This is a genomic window from Streptomyces sp. NPDC051940, from assembly GCF_040680895.1.
Classification (GTDB): Bacteria; Actinomycetota; Actinomycetes; order Streptomycetales; family Streptomycetaceae; genus Streptomyces.
Map to the genome: position 1 here is coordinate 1 of NZ_JBFAXR010000013.1, position 25069 is coordinate 25069.

A 25069-nucleotide genomic window follows, 5' to 3' on the forward strand; every position below is an offset into this window, starting at 1 on the left:
GCCCCGCCGGATGGCCGCACCGGGTGCGGTTCACACCGCTGCGGGCGGCTGGGCCGCCCAGGGGGCGGCACGGGCGGGCGCAGCGGCCCCGCACCCAAGAGGCCCCCGGGACCACGGCGGCGGGCGGCGAGCGTGGGCACCGCCGTGCGGGCGGGACACGGGCGAGGCAGGTGGCCCCTGCCAAGGGGCGGTGGGGCCAGCGCACGCCCGGGGGCGGGCCCGGGCGGCCGAGGCGCCGACCGGCCTACGCGCCGCCCCCCGGCGCCCGCCCCGCCGCGGCCGGCGCCTCCGCCGGACCGAGGCTCAGCATCTGCCGCAAAAGGTCCGCGCGCCGCAGCAGCCACCGCACCACGGCCTCAGGGTCGCCATCGCCGTCCTGGCGGGGGAGACACCCTCCGTCACTACGCGTCATCGGACGCCACCTGGTCCCTTCCGGACTTCTCTCCCATTCCCCCGCGACCACGTGGACTCACCGCCCCCACGGAAGGTTGTACGCACTGGGCCGAACGAGACCCACCCGACACACCGCCACGGGCCTGGGCAAACGGCAAACGGCAAACGGCAAACGGCCTCAGGGCTCGAAGCGGTACCCCATCCCCGGCTCCGTGACGAAGTGCCGGGGATGGGCGGGATCGCCCTCCAGCTTCCGGCGCAACTGCGCCACGTACACCCGCAGGTAGTTCGTCTCCGTCCCGTACGACGGCCCCCAGACCTCCTGGAGCAGCTGCTTCTGGCTGACCAGCCGCCCCGAGTTGCGGACGAGCACCTCCAGCAGATGCCACTCCGTCGGCGTCAGCCGCACGTCCGCCCCGTTGCGCCGCACCTTCTTCGCGGCGAGGTCGACCGTGAAGCTCTCCGTCTCGACCGTGACCGCCCCCTCCGCCGCGGACACGGGCTCCGCCCGCCGCACCGCGGCCCGCAGCCGCGCCAGCAGCTCGTCCATCCCGAAGGGTTTGGTGACGTAGTCGTCCGCCCCCGCGTCCAGCGCCGCCACCTTCTCGTCGGAGGAGTGCCGCGCCGACAGCACCAGGATCGGCACCCGGGTCCAGCCGCGGATGCCGCGGATCACGTCCACGCCGTCCATGTCCGGCAGTCCGAGGTCCAGGACCACCACGTCGGGATGGCGCTCGGCCGCCAGCCGCAGCGCGGTCGCGCCGTCGTACGCGGAGTCCACCTCGTACTTCCGCGCCTTCAGGTTGATGACCAGCGCCCGCACGATCTGCGGCTCGTCGTCGACCACCAGCACCCGGTGCATCGCACCCGCCTTCCGTCGCTCAGCCCGCCACCCGCGCGGGCACGTCGCTGTCCGCCGCCTCGAGAGTGAGCACCATCGTCAGTCCCCCGCCGGGGGTGTCCTCCGCCGCCAGTGTCCCGCCCATGGCCTCGGTGAAGCCACGCGCCACGGCGAGCCCCAGCCCGACCCCGGCGCCGCGCGGCGCGTCGCCGTACCGCTGGAACGGCTCGAAGATCCGGTCCTTCCCGGCGTCCGGGACGCCCGGCCCCTGGTCCAGCACCCGCAGCTCCACCCGGTCCGCCAGCGCGCTGGCCTTGACCAGCACCTTCTCTCCGGCCGGACTGTACTTGACGGCGTTCTCCACCACGTTGGCGACCGCCCGTTCCAGCAGCCCGGGGTCGACCCGGACCAGCGGCAGGCTCTCGGGGACGTCCAGCACCACACTGTCCTCCGGCACTCCGGCCAGCGCCATCGGCACGACCTCGTCGAGCGCGGCGGGACGCAGCAGCGGCGCGAGGGTGCCGGTCTGCAGCCGGGACATGTCGAGCAGGTTCCCGATCAGCGCGTCGAGCCGGTCGGCACCCGCCTCGATGCTCTCCAGCAGCTCGGCCTCGTCCTCGTCCGACCACTCCACGTCGTCGGAGCGCAGGGAGCTGACGGACGCCTTGATCGCGGCGAGCGGGGTGCGCAGATCGTGGCTGACGGCGGCGAGCAGCGCGGTGCGGATCTGGTTGCCCTCGGCGAGCTTGCGCGCCTCGGCCGCCTCCGCCTCCAGCCGCTGCCGGTCCAGCACGGTGGCCGCCTGCGCGGCGAACGCGCCGAGGACGCGCCGGTCCGCGGCCGGCAGTTTGCGGCCGGTCAGGGTGAGGGTGAGGCCGTCGCCGACGGGCAGGTCCACGTCCGCCTCGTCGGGGGAGCGCGGCGGCGCCTCGCCGGCCTTCCCCACGCAGACCCAGCCGTCGGGGTCCCCGCCGCGCTCCAGCAGGGCGGCGGAGTCCATGGAGAAGGTCACCCGCATCTGCTCCAGCAGCGCCTCCACGCTCGTCTCGCCCCGCAGCACCGTGCCGGCGAGGAACGACATCACCTGGGCCTCGGCCTGCAGCCGGGCCGCCTGGTCGGTACGGCGGGCCGCCAGGTGCACCACGGAGGCGACGGCGGCGGCCACGGCGAAGAAGACGGCGATGGCGACGATGTTGTGGGGGTCGTCGACCGTGAGCGTGTGCGTGGGTTCGGTGAAGTAGTAGTTCAGCAGCAGCGAGCCGAACGCCGCCGAGGCCAGCGCGGGCAGCATCCCGCCCAGCAGCGCGGCGCCGACCGTGGCGACGAGGAACGCCAGCACGGTGTTGGCGAACCCGAAGTCGCCGCCCGCGCCGAGCAGCAGCGGGGTGAGCAGCGCGGGCCCGGCGAGCCCGGTCAGCCAGCCGGCGACGATCCGCCCCCGGCCCAGCCGCGCACCCCGGGCCACCGGCAGGCCGCGCCCCTTGGCCACCTCGTCGTGCGTGACGATGTGCACGTCCAGGTCCGCGCCCGAGTCCCGGGCCACGGTGGCCCCCACGCCCGGCCCGAGGACGTACTGCCAGGGCCTGCGCCGGCTGGAACCCAGCACGATCTGCGTCGCGTTCACCCCGCGCGCGAACTCCAGCAGCGCGGTCGGTACGTCGTCACCGATCACATGGTGGTAGGTCCCGCCCAGGTCCTCCACCAGCGTCCGCTGCACCGCCAGCTCCTTCGGCGAGGCGGCCGCGGCCGACAGCCCGTCGCCGCGCGACACGTGCACGGCCATCACCTCGCCCCCGGACCCCTTGGTGGCGAGGCGTTTGGCCCGGCGGATGAGCGTGCCGCCCTCCGGGCCGCCGGTCAGGCCGACGACGATCCGCTCGCGGGCCTGCCAGGTGGTGCGGATGTCGTGCTCGCTGCGGTACTCGCGCAGGTACTCGTCCACCCGGTCGGCCACCCACAGCAGCGCCAGCTCCCGCAGCGCGGTCAGGTTCCCCGGCCGGAAGTAGTTCGACAGGGCGGCGTCCACCCGGTCCGGCGCGTAGATGTTGCCGTGCGCCATCCGCCGCCGCAGCGCCTGCGGCGACATGTCGACCAGCTCGATCTGGTCCGCCCTGCGCACGACCTCGTCGGGCACGGTCTCGCGCTGCCGCACCCCGGTGATGTTCTCCACCACGTCGCCCAGCGACTCCAGATGCTGGATGTTGACGGTGGAGATCACGTCGATGCCCGCGGCCAGCAGCTCCTCGACGTCCTGCCACCGCTTCCCGTTCCGCGAACCGGGCACGTTGGTGTGCGCCAGCTCGTCGACCAACGCCACCTCCGGCCGCCGTGCCAGCACGGCGTCCACGTCCATCTCCGTGAAGGAACTCCCCCGGTACGCCAGCTCCCGCCGCGGCACCTGCTCCAGCCCGTGCAGCATCACCTCGGTCCGCGGCCGCCCGTGGCACTCCACGAACCCGACCACCACGTCCGTACCCCGCTCCAGCCGCCGGTGCCCCTCGGAGAGCATCGCGTACGTCTTGCCCACGCCGGGAGCGGACCCGAGGTGGATCCGCAGTGTGCCTCGTCCCATGAGGCCATTGTGCGTCGCGCCGAGGAGCTTCGAGGCGGCCCGCCGCGCACTGCCGCGACCTGCGGTTTCACCTGCTCCCGGGGGCTGAAACCGCGCTGAAACCCCGCTGAGCCCGGTGCGCCGCAGGCTTCGGGGCATGACAACGACGACGCACACCGCACCCGCCATCGCGGCCACCGGGCTGCGCAAGGCCTACGGGGACAAGACGGTCCTCGACGGAATCGAACTGCACGTGCCGGCCGGCAGCATCTTCTCGCTGCTCGGGCCGAACGGGGCCGGCAAGACCACGGCCGTGAACATCCTGTCCACCCTGATCCCCGCCGACGCCGGCGACCTCCGCGTCGGCGGCCACGACGTCGCCGCCCGGGCGCAGGCGGTCCGCTCCGTCATCGGCGTCACGGGGCAGTTCTCCGCCGTCGACGGTCTGATCACCGGCGAGGAGAACATGCTCCTCATGGCGGACCTGAACCACCTCTCCCGCGCGGAGGGCCGCCGGGTGACCGCGGAGCTGCTGGAGCGCTTCGACCTCGTCGAGGCCGCGAAGAAGCCCGCCTCCACCTACTCCGGCGGTATGAAGCGCCGCCTCGACATCGCGATGACGCTGGTCGGCAGCCCGTCGATCATCTTCCTCGACGAGCCGACCACGGGTCTGGACCCGCGCAGCCGGCACAACATGTGGCAGATCATCCGCGAGCTGGTCTCGGGCGGCACCACCGTCTTCCTCACCACCCAGTACCTGGAGGAGGCGGACCAGCTCGCCGACCGGATCGCCGTCCTGCACGACGGGAAGATCGCCGCCGAGGGTTCGGCCGCCGAGCTGAAGCGCCTCGTTCCCGGCGGCCACATCCGGCTGCGCTTCGACGACCCCCAGGCGTACGAAGCGGCCGCAGGCGCCCTGCGCGAGGTGACGCGGGACGACGAGTCCCTGGTCCTGCAGCTGCCCTCCGGCGGCTCGCAGCGCGAGCTGCGCGCCGTACTGGACTGGCTGGAGGCCGCCGAGATCGAGGCGGACGAGCTGAGCGTCCACACCCCCGACCTCGACGACGTGTTCTTCGCCCTGACCGCCCGTCCCGCCGCCCCCGCCTCCCCGGCCGCCCAGAAGGAGAACGCCCGATGAGCACGACGCAGCTTTCCACCGGCCCGTCCCGGATCTCCCTCGCCGTACGCGACTCGAACACGATGCTGCGCCGCAACCTGCTGCACGCCCGGCGCTACCCGTCGCTGACCCTGAACCTGCTGCTCACCCCGATCATGCTGCTGCTGCTCTTCGTGTACGTCTTCGGCGACACGATGAGCGCGGGCATCACCGGCGGCGCCCCGGACCGCTCCGCCTACATCGCGTACCTCGTCCCGGGCCTGCTGCTGATGACGATCGGATCCACGGTGATCGGCACCGCGGTCTCCGTCTCCAACGACATGACCGAGGGCATCATCGCCCGCTTCCGCACCATGGCGATCCACCGTCCGTCGGTGCTGATCGGGCACGTGGTCGGCAGCGTGCTGCAGTCGGTCGCCAGCGTGGTCCTCGTCGGCGCGGTCGCCGTGGCCATCGGCTTCCGCTCCACCGACGCCACCGTCCTGGAGTGGCTCGCGGCGTTCGGGCTGCTCGCCCTCTTCGCCCTGGCGCTCACCTGGATCGCGGTCGGCATGGGTCTGGTCAGCCCGAGCGCCGAGGCCGCCAGCAACAACGCGATGCCGCTGATCCTGCTGCCGCTGCTGTCCAGCGCGTTCGTCCCGCTGGACGCGATGCCGGGCTGGTTCCAGCCGATCGCGGAGTACCAGCCCTTCACCCCGGCGATCGAGACCCTGCGCGGTCTGCTGCTCGGCACGGAGATCGGCCACAACGGCTGGCTCGCCGTCGCCTGGTGCCTGGGGCTGGCGGTGCTCGGCTACTACTGGTCCACCTCGAAGTTCAACCAGGGGCCGCGGAGCTGACCGTGGAGCGGTGGGTCAGCCCCGCTCCCGCAGCAGCTCCAGCGCAGAGCCGCGCAGGACCTCCATGTCCAGGCCGGCGTACGAGGAGAGCGCCTCCTCGTACGCCGGCCCGTCGGCGTCCCGGGCGGCCTCGCGGGCGCGGGCCGAGGACATGGTGGGCTGGAAGCTGTGCAGGAAGCGCAGCCGTTCGGCCAGGGCGATCATCCGCGCGGCGCGGGTGCGTACGGCCGCGTCGGCCGGCGCTGTACCGTCCGGCGCCGCCGCCAGGTCCGTGAAGGCGACGGCGAGCAGCAGGGCGCCGCACACCGGCAGGTCCATCACCGACGGGGGCCGCACGCCGGGGGCCAGCGTGCCCTCCAGCGCGCCGGGGAGGGCCTCGACCAGCTCCGGCACCAGGTCGAGCCGCCCGTGCTGGGCGTGCGCGATCACGGCGGCGGCCCGCAGCTCCAGGGCCCAGGGCTCTAGGTGCGCGCGGAGTTCGGCGAGGTCCACGCCCGGCTCCTCGACGCGCCGCACCGCCTCGCGCCACAGGCCGAGGCCCGCCGCGACGGAGCCGCGGGCCAGATGGATCTCGGCCTGCGCGCCCAGGTCGGGCACCAGCGCGGCGAGGGCCTCGTCCGTCTGCGGCAGCGACCGGGCCTGCTCCAGCCAGTACTCCGCCTGGTCGATCTCGCCCAGCTGCAGGCTGGTGAGGACCATCGCCCAGCGGATGCCGATCTCGTCGGCGCCGAAGCCGATGTCGTCCAGGATGCGCAGCGAGGCGAGCAGATGCCGCTGCGCCTCGTCGCCGCGTTCCAGCAGCATGCACAGCTCGCTCATCCGCGCGTGCGCGATGCCCAGCAGCCACGGGAAGCGGCCGCCCTCGAACGCCTCCAGGGTGCGCTGCGCGGTCTTCAGCGCGCGGTCCATGTCGTTGCGGCTCTGCCAGTAGAAGGTGGCGGCGCCGTTGGCGATGCCCGCCACCAGCCGGTCCGTACTGGCGCACAGCTCGTCGAGTACGGAGTCGTCCTGGCCCGCGGAGAGCTGGACGAGCACGACGGCCATGGCGCGCAGCGGGGTGTCGGGCGGCGCGGCCGGCAGCCGGCGCAGGGCCAGCAGATGGCGGGAGGCGAGCGGGCCGCGGACGTTGAAGAGGGTGGCGGTGCACAGGGCGGCGGCGCTGCGGGTCGCCTCGGTCAGCTCGTCGTCCGGGCGGTAGTGCGACAGCGGCCAGGCCGTGTCGCGTACGAGCCCCACCATGCGGCTGAAGTCGGACTCCACCGTCCACAGCGCGGCCAGCACACCCGATACGGCGGCGACCGTGGCGCGCTCGTCGCCGGCGATAGCCAGGCGCAGGGCGTGGGCCAGGTTGTCCTGGTCGGCCCGGATGAGCGTCAGGGCCGGCGCGGGGTCGGGGCCGAACAGCGCGTCGTGGTACGCGGCGCCGAAGTCCCGCGCCCAGGCCAGGAACCGGACCTGGGCGGGCAGGTCCTCCCCGGTCTCGGCGCGCTGGACCGCGCTGAACTCCCGTACGGTCTCCAGCATCCGGAAGCGCACCCCGGCCGGGGTGTCGGCGACCTGCAGCAGCGACTGCCCGGCCAACTGCTCGAGGACCAGCAGCACATCGGGGATGCCGCTGTCCGCCAGCACGTGTTCGGCGGCGTCCGCGCCGAAGCCGCCGGGGAAGAAGGCGAGCCGCCGCATCGCGCGCCGGCCGTCGTCGTCGAGCATGCTCCAGCTCCAGTCGACGACCGCGTGCAGCGTACGGTGGCGCTGCGGGGCGTCGCGGGAGCCGCCGCGGAGCAGGGCGAAGCGGTCCCGCAGCCGTCGGCTGACCTCGGCCACGGACATCACCCGCACCCGGGCGGCGGCCAGTTCCACCGCGAGGGGCAGTCCGTCGAGATGGGCGCACAGCTCGCGTACGGCGTCCTCGGGCAGCTCGATCCCCGGACGGGCGGCGCGGGCGCGCTGTGCGAACAGCTCGGCGGCGGTGGACGCGCTCAGCTCCGGCAGCCGGTAGACGGACTCGGAGCTGAGGTCGAGCGGGGAGCGGCTGGTGGTGAGGACGCGCAGCTCGCGGGTCGCGGAGACCAGGGCCTGTACGAGGTCGGCGGCGCCGCGCAGGACCTGCTCGCAGTTGTCGAGGACCAGCAGCGCGCCCTGGCCGCCGAGGGCGGCCGCGATGGCGCTGACGTGGTCCATCCCCGCCAACTGCCGGTTCTCGCTGACCCCGAGGACGGAGGCGACCTCCGCGGCCACGTCGTCGTCGGAGGTGACGGAGGCGAGCGGGACGACGTGTACGACGCGCTGCTCGGCGGCGCGGGCCACGGCGTACGCGAGCCGGGTCTTGCCCAGTCCGCCCGGGCCGACGATCGACACCACGCGCGCGGTGTTCAGCAGTCCGATGACGGCGGCCAGGTCCTCCTCGCGTCCGAGCAGCGGATTCGGCTCGTGCGGGACACCCTGCCGTATCGCCGGGGTCTCGGGGCGCAGCAGCTCCTGGTGGACGGCGCGCACGGCCGGGCCCGGGTCGGCGCCCAGCTCGTCGCGCAGCCTTCTGCGGTACGCGTCGTAGCGGGCCAGTGCGGCCGCGGGACCCTTGGCGGCGGCCTCGCAGCGCAGCAGCTCGGCCAGCACCTCCTCGTCGCGCGGCAGTTCGGCGGCCAGCTCCGCGAGCGGACCGGCGGCCTCGGCCCGTCGGCCGGTACGGGCGAGCGCGAGCGCGTGGGCCCGGACGAGGGCGCCGCGCGCGCTGATCCGCTCCGCGCGCAGCGCGGCCACGGGGTCGTACAGCTCGTCCCCGCCCGCCCCGCCCCCGTCCCACAACTCCAGCCCCTGTTCGGCCTCGCGCAGCGCCGCGGCGTGGTCGCCCTCGTGTGCGCGCCGGTCGCTCGCCTCGGCGTGCAGCAGCAGCGCGGCGCTGTCGACCTCGTCGGCGCCGAGCGTGAGCCGGTACCCGCTGGGGGTCGCCTCGACGACGTCGGCGCCGAGTTGCGCCCGGAGCCGGGAGACGAGGATCCGCAGCGCCCGCACGGGATTCTCGGGCTGCTCGTCGGGCCACAGCCCGTCCACGAGCGCGCCGGTGCCGCATCCGGCCCGCAACTCCCCGCCCAGCAGGGCCAGCAGCCCCCGCAGCCGCGGCGCGGTGATCTCCTGCCCCCGAAAGGACACCCCGGTGAGCAAACGCAGCTGGATGGTCACCCCCGCACCCTATCGGGGCTCCCCCACCATCCGGTTGGCCCGGTCACCGCCCTGGTAGCCGCGGCACTCCGTGTAGTTGATGCGTACTTGCCAAGTTTCTCGGGGCGTCGGTACCGTTTCCCCTCCCGGTCGACGCGACCTCCGCAACGGCCACCGCTGACGCCCCACCGCACCGCAGACCTCCCCGCGGCCAGGCCCGGGGAGAGACGGCAGGGTCGGCCCCACACGGCCCTGCCGTCCGGTGGAGCGACCGGCCCAACCCTCATCGCACCCCCCGGCACGGCGTGCCGCAGCACAGCGCCGGACTACGAGCGCCCCGGGGAAGCGGCCGCGCCTCAGCGGCGGCGGGCGCACGCCGCCTGCGCCTCGGCGACCAGCTCCCGGATCGCCTCGGCCGCCGAGGCGCGATCCCGCGCCGCCCGCGCGAACGGCAACCGCACGTCCTCGTACGTCCGCGACCGCTCGAGCCTCAGCACCAGCCCCCGCGCGTCCAGCGCGACGGGCACGACCCGCGCGACCCCCCGCCGCGCCCGCGGCCCGCACAGCGCCGTGAGGGTGCCGACCAGATCCGCGTGCGCGTCGGCGAGGTGCAGCAGCAGCGACGCCTCCACCGCGGCGAGCGGATCGGGGGCGACCCCCTCGAGGTCCTCCGGATCGAGTTCCACCTCCACCGAGGCCGTCGAGAGGACCGCCATCGCGAGATCGAAGTCGAGGAGGACCACGTCCTCCTCGCCCTGCCGCTCGGCCGGCGCCAGCCACCCGGAGAGCGCGACCCGCGCCCGCACCCGGTCCCGCACGGCCGTCGGCGCCACGTCCGTGAAGTCGAGCACCGCCGCCAGATCGCCGTCCGGCGCGCAGACCACCCGCGCGGCGAGCGCGCTGTCCGCGGGCACCCGCAGGGCGATCCGCCCCGAGTCGGAGACGTCGTGCAGGCCGACCAGATCGCAGCCGAAGCCGTCCAGGGTGAGGCGGAGCGAATCCGCCGTGGTGATCACCGAGCGGACACGTTCCGCGACGGTCGGGCCGGCCATGAGCACGCACCTCCAAAGAGTTAGGTAAGCCTTACCTTAGCTCACAAGACTCTCGTCGAGCAGCCCCTCCACCAGCTCACGCGGCAGCCCGTGCGTGTCGTGCAGGTAGAGGAAGTCCTCCGGCGTCAGCGACCGCCCCGAGAACCGAGGCCGCGAGAGCACGCTCCGCCCCCGCGTCAGCAGCCCCCGGAAGCGCCGCTCCTCGTCGAGCAGCACCCCGCGCACGTCGACCTCGCCGTCCTCCTGCCGGAAGTGCTGCCGCGTGTGCTCGACCAGCTCCCGCGGCAGATCGCCCAGCGTCCGCGAGGGGTCCTCACGCCACAGGACGGTCAGCAGCCGCCGTACCAGCCGCCGCAGCACATAGCCGCGGCCGGTGTTGGACGGCAGTACACCGTCGCCGATGACGACGATCGAGGAGCGCAGATGGTCGCTGACGATCCGCCGCGGCTCCTCCCCGCTCAGCCCCCACACGCCGGGGACCAGCCGCATCCACGGTTCGAAGAGGTCGGAGTCGTACACCGACCGCTTCCCCTGCAGCAGGGGGACCAGCCGCTCCAGCCCCATGCCCGTGTCGACGCTCGGCCGGGGCAGCGGGGTGAGGCTGCCGTCCTCGTGCCGGCGGTAGCCCATGAGCACGTGGTTCCAGATCTCGACCCAGCGCTCGTCGCCGGTCGGTGTCGATACGGGCGGACCGTCGCCGGTCCACACGAAGATCTCCGAGTCGGGACCGCAGGGCCCGGTGGGGCCGTTGGACCACCAGTTCTCGTCGCGGGTGAGCTCCACCGGTACGCCCAGCTCCTGCCACGTCCGCAGCGACGAGGTGTCCGGCCCGAGCCGTTCGTCGCCGCCGAAGACCGTGACGTACAGCCGCCCCGGGTCGAACCCGTAGCCGTCGGTGAGGAGTTCGTACCCCCAGCGCAGGCTCTGCGAGTGGCTGTAGTCGCCGAGCGACCAGGACCCCAGCATCTCGAAGACCGTCAGATGCGTGCCGTCGCCGACCTCGTCGAGGTCCGTCGTCCGCAGACATCGCTGGACGTTGGTCAGCCGGCCGCCCAGCGGATGCGGGCGGGTGCCCTCCAGATACGGCGTGAGCGGATGCATGCCGGAGGTGGTGAAGAGCACCGGGTCACCCGGCGGCGGGAGCAGGGTGCTGCCCGTGACGGGACGGTGCCCGCGCTCCCGGTAGAAGGAGGTGAAAGTGGAGAGGATCTGCTCGGAGTTCATGGTCTCGGCCCTTTCGGTTCGGGTTCGAAAGCGGCTCGCCGCCGGAGGAAAGGCGGGGGCCGCGGATACGACGAACCGGAAAAGGGGCCGGAGAAGGAGTGGTGGAACACAAAAAACCGGCGAACCGTTTCCGGTCGCCGGCGGATGGATGAGTGCGTCAGGCAGCGGCAACCGGGGAGCTGGTCGCTCGCGCGGTCACGGTACGGGTACAGGGCCTGACGTTCATGTTCCCCACCGTAGCAGCGGACGCCGCGCACACGCTCGATGTTTTCTGCGAGAGGTGCCCCGGAAGGGTTGTCTGCGGTCTGACTAAAACCCGCCCGGCACGTCTCGCGACGGCGACGGACCCGCTTACGGACACAGTGGCCCTTTGTCCGATTTCCGTTCGCGTGAGGAACGAGCTGTACATGAACCGCATTTCAGGTCTCCTGCACCGGCCCGTGCAGATGATGTGCGTGACCGTGGCCTTCGCCGGCCTCGGCGCGGTGCCCGGCTGGGCGGCCGAGGCGGGGCACCCGTCGTCCGTGGGCCCGGCGTCCGTCGGGGCCGTCGCCCCGGAGGTCCTCCCCGCCCAGGACCTCGACGAGCCGGTGGCCGGTTCGGGTGCGGGGAGCGGTGACTCGGCGGAGTCCGACGACGGGCCCGGCGCGGGTACGCGCGGCTCGGCCGAGGGCGAGGACGGCCCGGGCGAGGGCGCGGGGATCGGCATCTCGGCCGAGTCCGACGACGGCCCGGGCGCCCAGGCGGGCACCGGCGACGAGGTCGACGAGGTACCCACGCCGGCTGCCACGACGCCCGTGCCCGCGCCTCCGGTCGACGAGCCCGGCCCGCGACCGTCGTCGCCCGCCCCCAGCACCGTTCCCCCGGCGGCGGACCGCGGAGCCGTCGTCCCGCCGCAGAAGGACCTGGCGGACACGGGCAGCGACGCGGACACGGCGGTGGCCCTGGGCGCGGCGGGCTCGGGAGTCCTGCTGCTCGGCGTGGCGGCGCTCATGCACGCCCGCCGCAGGCGCGGCTGACCAGGTCCGGCCGCGCCACCGGGTCCGTGCGCTCCGCGCGACACGGGGGACGCGCGGGGCGCACGCGGCGGGAGGCGTACGTGGGGCGGCCGCATGCGCCCCGCGTGCATCGCGCGCCCCCCGCCAGCCCTTCGCCAGGGCCATTCGGCCCCATGCGCGCCGCCCTCGGGCGGGGGCATGCTGGGCGGGCCTCGGCGATCCGTGGCACTGGGGGGAAGACGGGCCGGTCCGGGCTCAGCTGGGGGGTGTGAGTCCGGACCGGCCCGAGCCATGCCCGCCTCCGGCGGCACGGCAGGCCCCCGGGCATGGGGCCGTTCGGCCCCAGGTGCGTACCCGCCCGGCCCTGGGCCCCCGTCCCCGTACCGCGGCAGAATGCACCGCGGGTGGCCGTGGCGGCCGGCAGACTCCCGCCGGATGACCTGGCCGACGGGCACTGCGTCCCGAACGGTCGCTACGGGCCCCCCGAACAGGAATCAGGGCGGCCGATGGCCGCCCTTTCGCCGTGGCGGGCTGCGCGCACCCCGGCAGGATCCGAAGGACAGGCCCTACGTCATCCCGTGCTTGCGCCGCCACTCGGGCCCGACCCGGGTCCACTCGTACTCCCAGGTCCGCAGGCGCGACCGGTCCAGCCGGCGCCCGACCAGGCACCGGGCCAGCCAGGTCAGCCCGGCGACGGTCACCGCCACCGACACACCCGTGAGCGTCGCCTGCAGCAGGGCGTCCGTGTCGCCGGGCGGGGGCGGGGTGACGCGCTCGCGGGCGGCGTCCGTCCACACCGTCGCCTTGTCACCGGCCTGGAGCCCCGCCGGGACGCGGGCCGTGGCGGTCACCGGCCGGCCGTCGGCGGAGGTGAAGCGGACGACGGCGCGGCGGCGGTCGTCGTGTACTCCGATGGTGCTGATCCTCGCCGGCTCGGGGTCCTCGACGAGCACGGCCCGCACCTGCTGCCGCTCCGCGCGCTGGTCGATCATCGCGTCGTACAGTCCGGCGCCGACGGCGACGCCCGCCGCCGCGCCGCCCACGATCGCGAACACGGCCGCGAGCAGCACGATCCAGGACTCGAGCACGTCGACGCGGCGCCTGAGCGGGTTGGTCCGCCAGCGCCACAGCAGCACTTTCGACTTCATCGCACGCTCCCAAGTCGAGTGTCCCACCGCCCGCCCCCCGGCGGTAGGCGCCACACCCCCTGTACGGATCCGACCACCGCGTACCCGGCCCCGGTTGCCGCACTCTCCCGGGAGGGCGCACGGGACGAGTACCGTGGCGGCTTCGGGCCCGTTCGGCCCTAGTCGTCGGGGGCGGCGTCGTCAACGATCTGGTGGGGACACCGATTCGGCACGAGGGAGCCACTGTGAGTCACACGATTCCGGCGCGGCGCTTCGACGCGGAGGAGCCGATCCGTGTCTTTCTGCTGGACGACCACGAGGTGGTACGCCGCGGACTGCGCGATCTGCTCGACGGGGAGCCGGACATCGAGGTGGTGGGTGAGGCGGCCGGCGCCGCCCAGGCCCTGGCCCGCGGCCCCGCGCTGCGCCCGCACGTGGCCGTGCTCGACGTCCGGCTCCCGGACGGCGACGGCATCAGCGTCTGCCGCGAGCTGCGGTCGAGGATGCCGGACCTGGTGTGCCTGATGCTCACGTCGTTCGACGACGACGACGCGCTGCTCGACGCGATCATGGCGGGTGCGTCCGGTTACGTACTGAAGCAGATCAAGGGATCCGACCTCGTCTCCGCCGTACGCACCGTCGCCTCCGGTCAGTCGATGCTGGACCCGGCGACCACGGCCCGGCTGATGAGCTCGCTGCGCGGCGGTGAGGCCGAGCCGGAGCCCGCGAGCGAGGTGCTGGCCGCGCTGTCGCCGCGCGAGCGGGAGATCCTGGCGCTGATCGGCGAGGGGCTGACCAACCGGCAGATCGGCAAGCAGCTGTACCTGTCGGAGAAGACGGTGAAGAACCACATCTCCCGGCTGCTGGCCAAGCTGGGCGTGGAGCGCCGGATCCAGGCGGCCGTCCTGGCCAGCCAGGCGATGCCGGGTCACGACGCCCAGCAGCACGGCCCGGTGCGCTGACCTGCGGGGCCGGCCGGTTTCCTCGCCCGCTCAGAACCCCAGCGGCAGCGGCACCCGCCACACCAGGCGCGTGCCGCCGCCCTCCGGCGTGCTGAGCAGGCACTGGCCGCCGAGCTGACCCGCCCGCTCGGCCAGGTTCTTCAGACCGCTGAGCCGGCCGCGCTCGGGCATCCCGACGCCGTTGTCGGTGACCGTGAGGGTGAGCTGGTCTGCGGCGACGCTGAGCGTGACCGTCACCGTCGAGGCGTGGGCGTGCCGCGCCGCGTTCGACAGGGCCTCGCCCAGCACGGCGACGACCTGGTCGGCGATGCCGCCCGGCACGTTGGTGTCGAGCAGGCCCTCCGTCTGCAGGACCGGGGTGAAGCCCAGCGTCGGCACGGCCCGTTCGACCGTCTGGAAGACCCGCATCCGCAGCCCGCGCGGCTGTGCGTCCGCCTGGTGCGCGCGCAGCCCGAAGATCGTCGTACGGATGATCTTTATCGTCTCGTCGAGGTCGTCCACGGCGCGCAGCAGCCGCTCCTCCCCCTCGGCCGAGGTGACGAAGCGCACCGCGCTCTGCAGCGTCATCCCGGTGGCGAAGAGCCGCTGGATGGCCAGGTCGTGCAGATCGCGGGCGATCCGGTCGCGGTCCTCGTAGAGGGCTATCTGCTCGGCGTCGATGCGCCGCTCGGCCAGCTCCATGGCGAGCGCCGCCTGGCCGGCGAAGGCCAGCAGCGGCGCCGTCTCGTCGTCGGAGAACCCGGGCTTGCCGTCGGCCCGGGCCAGCATCAGCACGCCGCGCAGCCCGTGAGTGCCGCCCATCGGGACGGCGACGGCGGCGCCGAGACCGGAGTCCTGCAGCCGGCTCTCCCCGATCCGCTCGTCGCTGTCCACATCGGTGCTGAGGACGAGCTCGCCCGTGGAGTAGGCGAGCCCCGCGAGCGTGCCCTGGGCGCTGATCAGCTGGCCCACGTGCCGCTCGCCGCCCAGGCCCAGGGCCAGCGCGACCCGCAGCTCACCGGAGCCGGGCACGGGCAGGGCGACCGTGCCGAGGTCCGCGTCGAGGTTGTAGCGGGTGCGCTCGACGATCAGCTCCAGTACGACGGACTGGTCGGCGCCGGAGAGCAGGGTGTTGGTGACCTCGCCGGCCGCCTCCAGCCAGCGCTGCCGGCGCCGGGTCTGCTCGTACAGCCGGGCGTTCTCGATCGCGACGCCGGCGGCGACGGCGAGCGTCGTCAGCACCGCCTCGTCCTCGCTGTCGAACTCCTTGGCGCTGCGCTTCTCCGTCAGGTAGAGGTTGCCGAAGACCTCGTCGCGTACGCGGATGGGCACGCCGAGGAAGGAGTGCATCGGCGGATGGCCGGGCGGGAAGCCGTACGAGGAGGTGTGCTCGGAGATCTCCTCCAGCCGCAGCGGCTCGGGATGGCGGATCAGCTCGCCGAGGATGCCGTGGCCCTCGGGGAAGTCGCCGATGCCGCGGATCTCGTCGTCGGTGAGGCCGATGGTCAGGAACTGCGCGAGTTTGGCCTCGTCGCCGATCACGCCCAGCGCGCCGTACTCGGCGTCGACCAGTACGACCGCGGCCTCGACGATACGGCGCAGCACCTGGCGCAGGTCCAGCTCGCTGCCGATGGAGAGCACCGCCTCGAGCAGGCTGTGGACCCGGTCGCGGGTCCCGCGCACCTCGTCGATCCGCAGCTGCAGCTCCTCCAGCAGCTGGTCCAGCTGCAGTCTGGGCAGCCCCGCCCCCTGTGGCCTGTCAGCGACCATCGCCCACCCTTTCGGCCTACCCCTTGATGTCTTACGTTAGCGAGCCCCACTCCTAGAATCGGGCGTATGGCCAGGAACGAGACGCTGCGCAGGCATGCCGAGGCCCTCGACTTCTTCACCCGGCGGGTGCATCTGGTGCGCCCGGACCAGTGGGACGCCCCGACCCCGTGCACGGAGTGGTCCGTGCGGGATCTGGTGAACCACCTCACGGTGGAGCAGCTGTGGGTTCCCCCGCTGGTGGAGGGCGCGACCATCGCCGAGGTCGGGGACCGGTTCGACGGCGACCAGCTGGGCGACGACCCGGTGGCCACGTGGGACCGGGCCGCCGCCTCGGCGCTGAGCGCCTTCAACGAGCCCGGTGCGATGGAGCGGACGGTGCACCTCTCGGTCGGTGCGACACCGGCCGAGGCGTACTGCTCGCAGATGACGACGGACGCGGCCGTGCACGGCTGGGACCTCGCCCGGGCGATCGGTGCGGACGAGCAGATGCCGCCCGCGCTCGCGGAGTTCACGCTGCGGGAGGTGGAGCCGTACGCGGCCGACCTCGCCGCGAGCGGGCTCTTCGCCCCGGCGGTGGCCACGCCGCCGGACGCGGACGCCCAGACGAAGGTGCTGGGCCTGATGGGCCGAAGCGCCTAGCGGCTCTCCCGGACGGGGCGGATCACCGCCCCGTCCTCCGGCGCCCCGGCGAGGCCGGCATCGCCGCGCGCCGGGCGCGTCCGGACGGGCGGGCGCCGGGACAGCAGCCATCCCGTCAGCGCGGCGGCGAGGCCGGCCAGTCCGGCCGCCGCGAAGCCGCCCGCGGGTCCGGACGCGTCGATCGCCCCGCCGACGACCGGGACGCCGAGGGCGAAGCCCGCGCCCAGCGCCGAGGACTGCAGGCCCGTCGCCTCGCCGCGCACGCTCGCGGGTGCGAGTCGGCTCACCGCGTCGGACAGCGCGGAGAGCGTCGGTGCGGCGAGCAGCCCGGCGCCGCAGCCGGCCACGCACAACCAGCGCCAGTCGTCGGCCAGTCCGGCGGGAACGGTCACCAGCCCGAGCAGGCCGAGCAGCAGCCAGGTGGGCAGCGGTCGCGGAAGCGCGCCGTGCAGCAGACCGCCGGCGATGGAGGCCGCGCCGTACACGGCCACCACGACCGCGGCCCAGGAGACCTGGCCGGCTTCCTCGAGCGTGGCGACGATGGCCAGGTCGGTACCGTTGAGCACGATCGTGGCGCCGAACGCCATCACCAGCGCCGCGATCATTCCTGGGCCCAGCCACTCCCGGCGGCGGGGGCGGTCGGCCGGTTCTACCGGCACCTCGCCCGCGGCCCGCACGGGCGGGTCGAGCAGGGCGATCCCCGCTCCGCCCGCCACGATCGCGGCGCCGACACCCCAGGCCACCACGCCGGAGGGCAGGTGTGCCGCGCAGAGGATCACGAGGGGCGGGCCCGCCATGTAGGACAGCTCGCCCTGCACCGCTTCCAGCGCGAAGGCGGCCCGGCGCTGTCCCGCCTCCGTCGTCGCGCCGATCGCCTGCCTGGTCACGATCGGGGCCGGCACCATCAGCAGACCCGCCACGAAGGCGACGGCCAGCAGGGCCGGATACGGCAGCATCGCGACGCTCAGCCAGCACCCGGCCTGCGCCACGACGGTGATCAGCAGCACGAGGCGCGCGCCCCGCCGGTCGATCATGCGGCCCAGCAGCGGCCCGCCCAGCGCCAGACCCGTGGTCATGGCCGCCGCCGCTCCTCCCGCTGCCGCGTAGCTCATGTCCAGGCCCAGCACGACGTGCAACGTCAGCGCCATCCCGGAGGCGGTGATCGCGATGCGGGCGAGCAGCGAGACGCCCAGCAGCGATGCCATCCCGGGTACGGCGAGGACCTGTCGGTATCGAGTCACCCTTGTGACGCTAGAACCCGGATCCTGCCATAGGAAGTGGCCAGTTGACTGGAGCCGATATAATGGATTCTTATGGCCAGGGATCTGGAGATCGTCCTGCTGCGTTCGTTCGTCGCCGCTGTGCGGGCGGGCAGCATCAGCCGCGCCGCCAGCGCGCTGGGGCAGAGTCAGCCCGCGCTCAGCCAGCAGTTGCGCAAGCTCGAGAGCGCCGTCGGCAGCCCCCTGCTGCGCCGGTCCACGACCGGCGTCTCGCCGACCCGCGCGGGTGACGAACTCCTGCCGTACGCGGAGCGCATCCTCTCGCTCTCCGCGCAGGCACTCACCGAAGCCGGCCGCGCGCTGACCGGCCACTGCGGTGTCGGGCTGCTCGAGGACCTCGCCGCGTCCCAGCTGCCGCAGGCCCTCGCCGACCTCGCCCGGCTGCATCCGGGGGCGACGCTGGAGGTGCTCAGCCTCTCCGGCGACGCGCGGCGCGAGGCGTACGACGCGGGACGCGTCCAACTCGTGCTCGACGAGGCGGCGGACATCCCCGGCCGGCCGCGCTGGACGGTACGCCGGCCGCTGGTCTGGGCGGTCGGCCAGGGCGTGGACCTGGCCGCCGATCCGCTGCCCGTGGTGCTGTTCTCGGGCCCCTGCACCTGGCGCACCTCGGTGCTGGAGGCGCTGGAGAGCGCCGACCGCCGCTGGCGGGTGGCGTTCGAGAGCAACAGCCTCGTCGGCGTGCTCGCCGCGGTACGGGCCGGGCTCGGCGTCACGGCGGTGCTGCCCGGGAACCTCGAACCGGCCATGGCGTGCCACGACGCGGACGTCCTGCCGGGGCTGCCGGACATCGAACTCGGCCTGGCCCGGCACCCGCGGACCGAGGGCGATCCGCTGGTCGACGCGGTGGAGACCGCGCTGCGACGCGTGGTCTGAGGGGCTCAGGCCCGCAGGTCCCCGGCCGTCAGCAGCGACAGCAGGGCGACGTCCTGCGCGGCCAGCGCCTCCGTGCCGCCGGACTGGCGGTCCACGACGCACAGGGCCGCGTCGACGCGGGCGCCCAGGGCGCGCAGGTCGGCCGTGGAGAGGACGATCTGGCCGCCGCTGGTGACCACGTCCTCGACCACGAGCACCTGCCGGCCGGCGACCTCAGCGCCCTCCGCGAGGCGGCACGTGCCGTAGGGCTTCGCCTGCTTGCGGACGAACGCCGCGGGCAGCCCCGTGTGCCGGGAGAGCGCGGTGACGACGGGGATGCCGCCGAGTTCGAGGCCGGCGAGGACCTCCGTGCCCGCGGGGACGAGCGGGGCCATCGCGGAGGCGATGTCGTCGAGGAGGACGGGGTCGGACTCGAAGCGGTACTTGTCGAAGTACTCGGTCGTGGTGCGTCCTGACCGCAGGACGAACTCCCCGGTCAGGTGCGAACTCTTGTGGATACGGCGGGCCAGGGCGGAGCGCAGTCGGATCAGCCACCTCTCGTCTCGGGTACGGGCGGCCCCATCCTGCCTTACGCCGTGTGCGCGCTCAGCGCTCGGGTACGCGCATCTCGAACCACGTCGACTTGCCCCGGGGCATCAGGTCCACGCCCCAGCGGTCCGCGAGCTTGTCGACGAGGAACAGCCCCCGGCCGCTCGTGTCGAGCTCCCGTACGGGCAGCAGGCACGGCAGCCCGCGCGACGGGTCGCGGACCTCGATCCGGATCCAGCCGCGGCGGCGCATCATCCGCAGCCCGAAGGTCCGTGCGCCGGTGTGGCGTACGGCGTTGCCGACGAGCTCGGAGACGAGTAACACCGCGTACTCGGTGTGCTGGGCGCCGAGTCCCCAGGTGCCGCGGACGACGGACTCGGTGAGCCGGCGGGCGGTGGCGGCGGACTCCGGCCGCGACGGCAGCCGGACCTCGTCGACGGACGGGTCGCCGCACAATTCCAGTGCGCGGGCGGCGACTTCGTCGATGCCGCCGGGTCGGCGCTGCAGTACGGCCGAGGACGCCGGTGCGGACACGTGCCGCCCGGGCTGCTGCATTCCCTCCGGTCCCGCCATGCCCCAATCATGGCGGCGCAACGCCGCCCGTGAAGGGGTTCCACGCGATTCCCCTCAGCGGAACCCCGGGTTCCACACCCGGCTCCAGGCATATGCCAGAAGCATCTGTACGCAAGGAGGCCCCACCTGACCTGCCCAAACCCCACCCCCCACACCGCGGGCGCCGCCCCAACACCCCCAAACCACTTAAGGTTCTCTTAAGGTCACCCTAAGGCCCCCCACCCCCACACCCCCGGGCTCACCACGCCCCTGGACACCCCCGTGGGTACGGGGGACGCCCCATGACGGCGAGGGGGAGCCCCAAGGTCCAGGCTGAGGCCCCCGGAGGCCCGGGACGAGCCGCACCCGCCATGCTTACGCGACCGCCCCGGCCCCGCGGAAGTTCGGGGCGGAGCACCCAGGAGGTCCGGGGGCGGGGGCCCAAGAAGCCCGGAGCAAGCCACACCCGCCATCCTTACGAGACCACCCCGGCTTCGCGGAAGCTCGGGGGCAGAGCGCCCAGGAGGCCCGGGGCAAACCCCCGCCGCGCCCACGCGGCCACCCTGACCCCACCGGGATCCGGGGCGAAGCCCCCCAGTGGTCCGGGGTGGAGGACGCAGGCGGTCTCGGGCGAAGCCGTAGGGGTTTCGGGGCGGAGCCCCGGGAGGTCCGGGGCGAAGCCGTAGGGGGTTTCGGGGCGGAGCCCCGGGAGGTCCGGGGCGAAGCCGTAGGGGGTTTCGGGGCGGAGCCCCGGGGCGAGCCACACCCGACGTGCTTACGCGACCACCCGGCCCCGCGGAAGCTCGGGGCGGAGCGCCCAGGAGGTCCGGGGTGGAGCCCCGAGAGGCCCGGGGCAAGCCGCCCGCCGCGCCTATGCGGCCACCCTGACCCCACCGGGATCGGGGGCGAAGCCCCCCCAGTGGTCCGGGGTGGAGGACGCAGGCGGTCTCGGGCGAAGCCGTAGGGGTTTCGGGGTGGAGGCCCGGGAGGTTCGGGGCGAGCCGCACCCGACGTGCTTGGGCGACCGTCGTGGCCCCGTGGGGTCCGGGCGAAGCCCCCGAGAGGTCCGAGGGCGGAGAACCCAGGGGGTTCGGGGCGGAGCCCCAGGGAGCTCCCGGGGTTCGGGCGGAGCCCCGGGAGCGCTGGGGGTTTCGGGCGGAGCCCCGGGAGCGCTGGGGGTTTCGGGCGGAGCCCCGGGAGCGCTGGGGGTTTCGAGCGGAGCCCCGGGAGCGCTGGGGGTTTCGAGCGGAGCCCCGGGAGTGCTGGGGGTTTCGGGCGGAGCCCCGGGAGTGCTGGGGTTGGCCGCGCCCGCCGTGCCTACGCGACCACTCTGACCCCACGGGGGATCGGGGCGCAGCCCCGGAAGCTCCGGGAGCCCCGGGAGCTTCGGGGCGGTCCGTGCCCGGGCGTGCTTGGCCGACCGCCCCGGTCTCGCGGGGGTCCGGGGGCGGAGCCCCCGAGGTGTTCGGGGTGCGCGCCGCCCGGGGTGGTTAGCGGAACTTTGCCTTGCCTGGGCCCTCTTCGACGAACGAGCGCATGCCGATTTCGCGGTCCTCCGTTGCGAACAGGCTCGCGAACCACGTGCGTTCGAGGGCGAGGCCCGAGTCGAGGTCGGTCTCGAGGCCCGCGTCGACGCACTCCTTCGCCGCGCGGAGCGCGATCGCCGGGCCCTGGGCGAGCCGTGCGGCCCAGGCGCGGGCCTCGGTGTAGACGTCCGCGTCGGGGACGACGCGGTCGACCAGGCCGAGGGTGAGGGCCTCGGCGGCGGTCACCATCCGGCCGGTGAAGATGAGGTCCTTCGCCTTCGACGGACCGATCAGCCGCGACAGCCGCTGCGTACCGCCCGCACCGGGGATCAGCCCGAGCAGGATCTCCGGCTGGCCGAGCTTCGCCGACTCCCCCGCGAAGCGGACGTCCGCGCACAGCGCGAGCTCGCAGCCGCCGCCCAGCGCGTAGCCGGTCACCGCGGCCACGACGGGCTTGGGGATCCGCGCCACCGCGGTGAACGCGTCCTGCAGGCCGCGGGACCGGGCGACCATCGCCGCGTGGTCCATGACCTGCATCTCCTTGATGTCGGCGCCGGCCGCGAAGACCCTCTCCCCGCCGTACACCACGACCGCGCGGACGTCCTCGCGGCGCGTCGCCTCCTCCGCCAGCTCGCGGATGCGGTCCTGCATGGCGATGTCCAGCGCGTTCATTTTCGGGCGGTCGAGGCGGATGGTGCCGACGCCCTCGGAGACCTCAAGGTGTGCAGTCATGCACCAGAGGTTAGCGGCCATTAACCCGGGCGGGCCCGGTGCGCTTCCTCACACGGACGGGACACACACGACACAGACGGGACACACACGCCGGAGCCCGGCACCTTCAGAAGGCACCGGGCTCCATGCGACACGACGTACAACCAAAGACCCAGCGTCAGCTCTGCGGGGCCGTCCACTCCGCCCAGGACAGGTTCCAGCCGTTGAGGCCGTTGTCCGGGCGCACCGTCTTCTCCTGGGAGTTCTTCACGATCACCACGTCACCGATGATCGAGTTGTTGAAGAACCACGCCGCCGGCATCGAGGCGTCCCCCGCCCCCCGCACGTCCTGCAGGCCGACGCAGCCGTGGCTGACGTTCGCCGAGCCGAAGGTGGAGGCCCCCGCCCAGTAGCTGCCGTGCACGAAGGTGCCGGACGTGGTCAGCCGCATGGCGTGCGGTACGTCCTTGATGTCGTACTCGCCCTTGCCGTCGTCGTCGGTGAAGCCGACGGTCGCGCCGTTCATGCGGGTGACCTTGAGCTTCTCGGTGATCACCATCTGGCCGTTCCAGGTCGGGTTCTCCGGGGAGCCCGACGTGATCGGGACGGTCTTGATGATCGCGCCGTCGCGCTCGACCTTCATCATGTGGGTGGCGGCGTCGACCCTGCTGACCTGGCGGCGGCCGATGTTGAAGGTCACGTCCTTGGACTGCTTGCCGTAGACGCCCTTCTCGGCCTGTATCCCGTCGAGCCGGAGGCTCAGCGTGACCTTGGTGCCCGCCGCCCAGTACTCCTGCGGGCGGAAGTCGAGGCGCTGGTTGCCGAACCAGTGGCCCTGGACGTCGACCGGCGGGTCGGAGGTCACCTTGATGGCGTTCTCGACGGCCTCGCGGTTGTCGATGGGCCGGTTGAAGTTGATCGACACCGGCATGCCGACGCCCACGGTCTGGCCGCTCTCGGGCGTGAAGTAGCCGATGAAGGTGTTGGCCGGCACCACCGTGGTGAAGCTCGTGGTCCTGGCGGCCTGGAGCCCGTCCGTGTCCTTGGCGACGGCGTTCACGGTGTACTTGGTCTGGGTGCGCAGATTCCCCGCCGGCTTCCAGACCGTGTCGCCCTCGCTGAGCGCGCCCTCGACCTCGGTGCCCTTGGCGTCGGCGACCTTGACGGAGACCAGCGTGCCCTTCTTGGCCCGGACCTTCAGCACACCCTCGGTGCCGACGTTGTCGGCGCCGTCCTTGGGATAGATGGAGACGACGGCCTGCGAGACCTTCTTCGCCTCCTTGGCGCCCCCGTCGCCGCCGGCGCCGGACCCGCTCTTCCCGCCGGAGTCCGAATCGCCGCCACTGCAGGCGGCCGCCAGGACGAGCACCAGGCCGGTAAGCAGCGCGACAACGCCCCGCCCCGCCCGTGACCTGCGCCGGGCCGCCCGCATGCCCGTTATCGGATCCCTGTTCAAAACCGCGCTCTCCCCTCGACCGCCCCGTGGGCTCGCCGCCCTGTACACGCCCCGCGTGCACCTCGACAAGATAACCACACGGATGAGGGGGCTCAGGCCTGCTCTATGTCACCGTTCGGTCCCAAGTCACCGGTGCCCCGGGCGCAGCGCGGAACCCTTCCGCCACCTGGGCCAGGACAGGTTCCAGCCACCGAATCCGTTGTCCGCGCCGACCGTCCGTTCCGGGGAGTTGACGACCCGGACGACGTCCCCCGGAAGCGAGTTCTGGAAGAACCAGCCGGCGGGCGTCTTGCCGCTTCCGCCCTTCTTGTCCTCCAGGCCCACACAGCCGTGGCTGGTGTTGGCCGAACCGAAGACGGAGGGCGGGGTCCAGTAGTTGCCGTGCAGGAAGGTCCCGGAGTGGGTGAGCCGGATGGCGTGCGGCACGTCCTTGATGTCGTACTCGCCCTTGCCGTCGTCGTCGGTGAAGCCGACCGTCGCGCCGTTCATGCGCGTGACGTCGAGGCGCTCCATGACCACCATGTATCCGCTGTACGTCGGGGTCTTGGCGGCTCCGGCGGAGACGGGCAGCGCCCGGACGAGCCGGCCGTCGCGGACGACCGCCATCGTCATCGCGCGGGCGTCGACCTCGCTGACCATCGACCGCCCGATGGTGAAATGTAGCTGTTTGTCCTGAATGCCGTAATAACCCCGGGCGCCCCGCACGCCCTTCAGCCGCAGCCCCACGGTGACGGTGGTGCCCGGGCGCCAGAACTCCTGGGGGCGCAGGTCGAGCCGGGTGCCGCCGAACCAGTGGCCGACGACCTCGACGGGTGGATGCGTGGTGACGGTGACGGCGCGCTCGACCGCCGCGCGGTCCTCGATGGGCCGGTCGAAGCTCAGGGAGACGATCGTGCCGACGCCGTTCACGGACCGGTGCTCCGGGGAGAAGTACGCGGTGAAGCGTCCGGCGGGCGGTTTCGTCGCGAACGTCGCGGTCCGTGCGTGGCGCCGCCCGTGCGAGTCGAGCGCCACGGCGTGCACGGTGTAGCGGCTGCCGACCTCGAGCCGCCCCGTCTGCGGCCGCCAGCTCATTCCGTCGCCCGCGACGGCCCCGGCCACGGGTGCGGACCGCCCGTCCGTGGTCCGCGTCACCTCCACGCGCTCCAGCCGCCCCTCGGTGACGCGTACCGCCAGCCGCGCGTCCTCGCGCACCCCGGCGGCGCCGGCCGCCGGGGTGATCCGGATGTCCGCGTCTCCACCACCCCCGGCGCATCCCGCCACGGCCAGCGCGATCAGTGCCATCATCCCGGCGCCCGCCCGGCGCCACGCTCCACGTCTCACGCCTGCCCTCAACGATCGAGGAGCCCCCGGGAAACGTCCCACCGGCGCATACGGGCCGCCGGACCCTTCGGACGACAACGCGGCAGATGGGCGGGCCGGGCGGCGCGCACCCCGGCAAGATCCGAAAGTCGGGCCCCGGGGCGGCAGGGGCCGCCCGTGCCCGTGT

At 73.6% G+C, this 25069-nt stretch carries 19 protein-coding genes; 6 read left to right on the top strand and 13 right to left on the bottom strand.

Going from position 1 to position 25069, the window contains the following annotated elements; all coding sequences use genetic code 11:
• Nucleotides 1-571 precede the first annotated feature (571 nt).
• Nucleotides 572-1255 (bottom strand): response regulator, encoded by a 684-nt coding sequence (locus tag AB0M28_RS08290; protein WP_365399705.1) that lies wholly within the window; start codon nt 1253-1255, stop codon nt 572-574.
• Between the two features lie 19 nt (nt 1256-1274).
• Nucleotides 1275-3806 carry a sensor histidine kinase KdpD gene (locus tag AB0M28_RS08295; protein WP_365399708.1) on the bottom strand — a complete coding sequence of 844 codons (2532 nt, stop codon included), beginning with the start codon at nt 3804-3806 and terminating at the stop codon, nt 1275-1277.
• A 136-nt stretch (nt 3807-3942) separates the two neighbouring features.
• Between AB0M28_RS08295 and AB0M28_RS08300 the strand changes: the two genes are divergently transcribed.
• Nucleotides 3943-4923: an ATP-binding cassette domain-containing protein gene (locus AB0M28_RS08300; protein ID WP_365399711.1), complete on the top strand. Its 981-nt coding sequence runs from the start codon at nt 3943-3945 to the stop codon at nt 4921-4923.
• Nucleotides 4920-5741, top strand: a complete 822-nt coding sequence (locus AB0M28_RS08305) for an ABC transporter permease (RefSeq protein WP_365399714.1) — start codon at nt 4920-4922, stop codon at nt 5739-5741. Before AB0M28_RS08300 ends, AB0M28_RS08305 begins: the two co-directional genes overlap by 4 nt.
• 15 nt (nt 5742-5756) lie before the next feature.
• Here AB0M28_RS08305 and AB0M28_RS08310 read toward each other — a convergent pair whose 3' ends face one another.
• The 3 genes from AB0M28_RS08310 to AB0M28_RS08320 all read right to left on the bottom strand — a co-directional run bounded on the left by AB0M28_RS08310 (nt 5757) and on the right by AB0M28_RS08320 (nt 11176).
• Nucleotides 5757-8921 (bottom strand): BTAD domain-containing putative transcriptional regulator, encoded by a 3165-nt coding sequence (locus AB0M28_RS08310; RefSeq protein WP_365399717.1) that lies wholly within the window; start codon nt 8919-8921, stop codon nt 5757-5759.
• Between the two features lie 335 nt (nt 8922-9256).
• Complete coding sequence (locus AB0M28_RS08315; RefSeq protein ID WP_365399720.1) at nt 9257-9952, bottom strand: DUF2470 domain-containing protein; 696 nt, start codon at nt 9950-9952, stop codon at nt 9257-9259.
• A 36-nt stretch (nt 9953-9988) separates the two neighbouring features.
• Complete coding sequence (locus tag AB0M28_RS08320) at nt 9989-11176, bottom strand: alanine--tRNA ligase-related protein (protein WP_365399723.1); 1188 nt, start codon at nt 11174-11176, stop codon at nt 9989-9991.
• A gap of 407 nt (nt 11177-11583) precedes the next feature.
• Between AB0M28_RS08320 and AB0M28_RS08325 the strand changes: the two genes are divergently transcribed.
• Nucleotides 11584-12195: an LPXTG cell wall anchor domain-containing protein gene (locus AB0M28_RS08325; protein ID WP_365399726.1), complete on the top strand. Its 612-nt coding sequence runs from the start codon at nt 11584-11586 to the stop codon at nt 12193-12195.
• Between the two features lie 545 nt (nt 12196-12740).
• Here the strand turns inward: AB0M28_RS08325 and AB0M28_RS08330 are convergent.
• Nucleotides 12741-13322, bottom strand: coding sequence for a hypothetical protein (locus AB0M28_RS08330; RefSeq protein WP_365399729.1), 582 nt, complete (start codon nt 13320-13322; stop codon nt 12741-12743).
• A gap of 224 nt (nt 13323-13546) precedes the next feature.
• Between AB0M28_RS08330 and AB0M28_RS08335 the strand changes: the two genes are divergently transcribed.
• The gene (locus AB0M28_RS08335; protein ID WP_365399732.1) at nt 13547-14263 is read left to right on the top strand and encodes a response regulator transcription factor; all 717 of its coding nucleotides are present in this window, start codon (nt 13547-13549) and stop codon (nt 14261-14263) included.
• Nucleotides 14264-14293: 30 nt separating this feature from the next.
• On the opposite strand, the gene AB0M28_RS08340 is transcribed toward AB0M28_RS08335, so the two are convergent.
• Nucleotides 14294-16012 (bottom strand): GAF domain-containing protein, encoded by a 1719-nt coding sequence (locus AB0M28_RS08340; RefSeq protein WP_365399735.1) that lies wholly within the window; start codon nt 16010-16012, stop codon nt 14294-14296.
• A 66-nt stretch (nt 16013-16078) separates the two neighbouring features.
• Between AB0M28_RS08340 and AB0M28_RS08345 the strand changes: the two genes are divergently transcribed.
• A complete protein-coding gene (locus tag AB0M28_RS08345; protein ID WP_365399737.1) occupies nt 16079-16651 on the top strand; it encodes a TIGR03086 family metal-binding protein in 573 nt (190 codons plus the stop codon).
• Here the strand turns inward: AB0M28_RS08345 and AB0M28_RS08350 are convergent.
• Nucleotides 16648-17892 carry an MFS transporter gene (locus AB0M28_RS08350; RefSeq protein WP_365399740.1) on the bottom strand — a complete coding sequence of 415 codons (1245 nt, stop codon included), beginning with the start codon at nt 17890-17892 and terminating at the stop codon, nt 16648-16650. The two genes, AB0M28_RS08345 and AB0M28_RS08350, sit on opposite strands and share 4 nt — an antisense overlap.
• A 72-nt stretch (nt 17893-17964) precedes the next feature.
• Here AB0M28_RS08350 and AB0M28_RS08355 point away from each other — a divergent pair, with 72 nt between their 5' ends.
• A complete protein-coding gene (locus tag AB0M28_RS08355; RefSeq protein ID WP_365399743.1) occupies nt 17965-18807 on the top strand; it encodes a LysR family transcriptional regulator in 843 nt (280 codons plus the stop codon).
• A gap of 5 nt (nt 18808-18812) precedes the next feature.
• Here the strand turns inward: AB0M28_RS08355 and pyrE are convergent, their stop codons facing one another.
• From pyrE to AB0M28_RS08380, 5 genes are all read right to left on the bottom strand, one after another.
• Entirely contained in the window at nt 18813-19337 is a 525-nt protein-coding gene (gene pyrE, locus AB0M28_RS08360; RefSeq protein ID WP_365399893.1) for an orotate phosphoribosyltransferase, read from the bottom strand.
• Between the two features lie 55 nt (nt 19338-19392).
• Entirely contained in the window at nt 19393-19908 is a 516-nt protein-coding gene (locus AB0M28_RS08365; protein WP_365399746.1) for an ATP-binding protein, read from the bottom strand.
• Between the two features lie 1469 nt (nt 19909-21377).
• Complete coding sequence (locus AB0M28_RS08370) at nt 21378-22145, bottom strand: enoyl-CoA hydratase-related protein (protein ID WP_365399749.1); 768 nt, start codon at nt 22143-22145, stop codon at nt 21378-21380.
• A gap of 157 nt (nt 22146-22302) precedes the next feature.
• A complete protein-coding gene (locus AB0M28_RS08375) occupies nt 22303-23556 on the bottom strand; it encodes an Ig-like domain-containing protein (protein ID WP_365399752.1) in 1254 nt (417 codons plus the stop codon).
• 150 nt (nt 23557-23706) lie between these two features.
• Nucleotides 23707-24867 carry an Ig-like domain-containing protein gene (locus AB0M28_RS08380; RefSeq protein WP_365399896.1) on the bottom strand — a complete coding sequence of 387 codons (1161 nt, stop codon included), beginning with the start codon at nt 24865-24867 and terminating at the stop codon, nt 23707-23709.
• Between the last annotated feature and the right edge of the window lie 202 nt (nt 24868-25069).

Excerpts from the sequence above, each read along its gene's own strand:
- AB0M28_RS08290 (WP_365399705.1), bottom strand. The coding sequence starts at position 1,255 with ATGCACCGGGTGCTGGTGGTCGACGACGAGCCGCAGATCGTGCGGGCG.
- AB0M28_RS08295 (WP_365399708.1), bottom strand. The coding sequence starts at position 3,806 with ATGGGACGAGGCACACTGCGGATCCACCTCGGGTCCGCTCCCGGCGTG.
- AB0M28_RS08300 (WP_365399711.1), top strand. The coding sequence starts at position 3,943 with ATGACAACGACGACGCACACCGCACCCGCCATCGCGGCCACCGGGCTG.
- AB0M28_RS08305 (WP_365399714.1), top strand. The coding sequence starts at position 4,920 with ATGAGCACGACGCAGCTTTCCACCGGCCCGTCCCGGATCTCCCTCGCC.
- AB0M28_RS08315 (WP_365399720.1), bottom strand. The coding sequence starts at position 9,952 with ATGGCCGGCCCGACCGTCGCGGAACGTGTCCGCTCGGTGATCACCACG.
- AB0M28_RS08320 (WP_365399723.1), bottom strand. The coding sequence starts at position 11,176 with ATGAACTCCGAGCAGATCCTCTCCACTTTCACCTCCTTCTACCGGGAG.
- AB0M28_RS08325 (WP_365399726.1), top strand. The coding sequence starts at position 11,584 with ATGAACCGCATTTCAGGTCTCCTGCACCGGCCCGTGCAGATGATGTGC.
- AB0M28_RS08330 (WP_365399729.1), bottom strand. The coding sequence starts at position 13,322 with ATGAAGTCGAAAGTGCTGCTGTGGCGCTGGCGGACCAACCCGCTCAGG.
- AB0M28_RS08340 (WP_365399735.1), bottom strand. The coding sequence starts at position 16,012 with ATGGTCGCTGACAGGCCACAGGGGGCGGGGCTGCCCAGACTGCAGCTG.
- AB0M28_RS08345 (WP_365399737.1), top strand. The coding sequence starts at position 16,079 with ATGGCCAGGAACGAGACGCTGCGCAGGCATGCCGAGGCCCTCGACTTC.
- AB0M28_RS08355 (WP_365399743.1), top strand. The coding sequence starts at position 17,965 with ATGGCCAGGGATCTGGAGATCGTCCTGCTGCGTTCGTTCGTCGCCGCT.
- AB0M28_RS08365 (WP_365399746.1), bottom strand. The coding sequence starts at position 19,908 with ATGGCGGGACCGGAGGGAATGCAGCAGCCCGGGCGGCACGTGTCCGCA.
- AB0M28_RS08370 (WP_365399749.1), bottom strand. The coding sequence starts at position 22,145 with ATGACTGCACACCTTGAGGTCTCCGAGGGCGTCGGCACCATCCGCCTC.
- AB0M28_RS08375 (WP_365399752.1), bottom strand. The coding sequence starts at position 23,556 with ATGCGGGCGGCCCGGCGCAGGTCACGGGCGGGGCGGGGCGTTGTCGCG.
- AB0M28_RS08380 (WP_365399896.1), bottom strand. The coding sequence starts at position 24,867 with ATGATGGCACTGATCGCGCTGGCCGTGGCGGGATGCGCCGGGGGTGGT.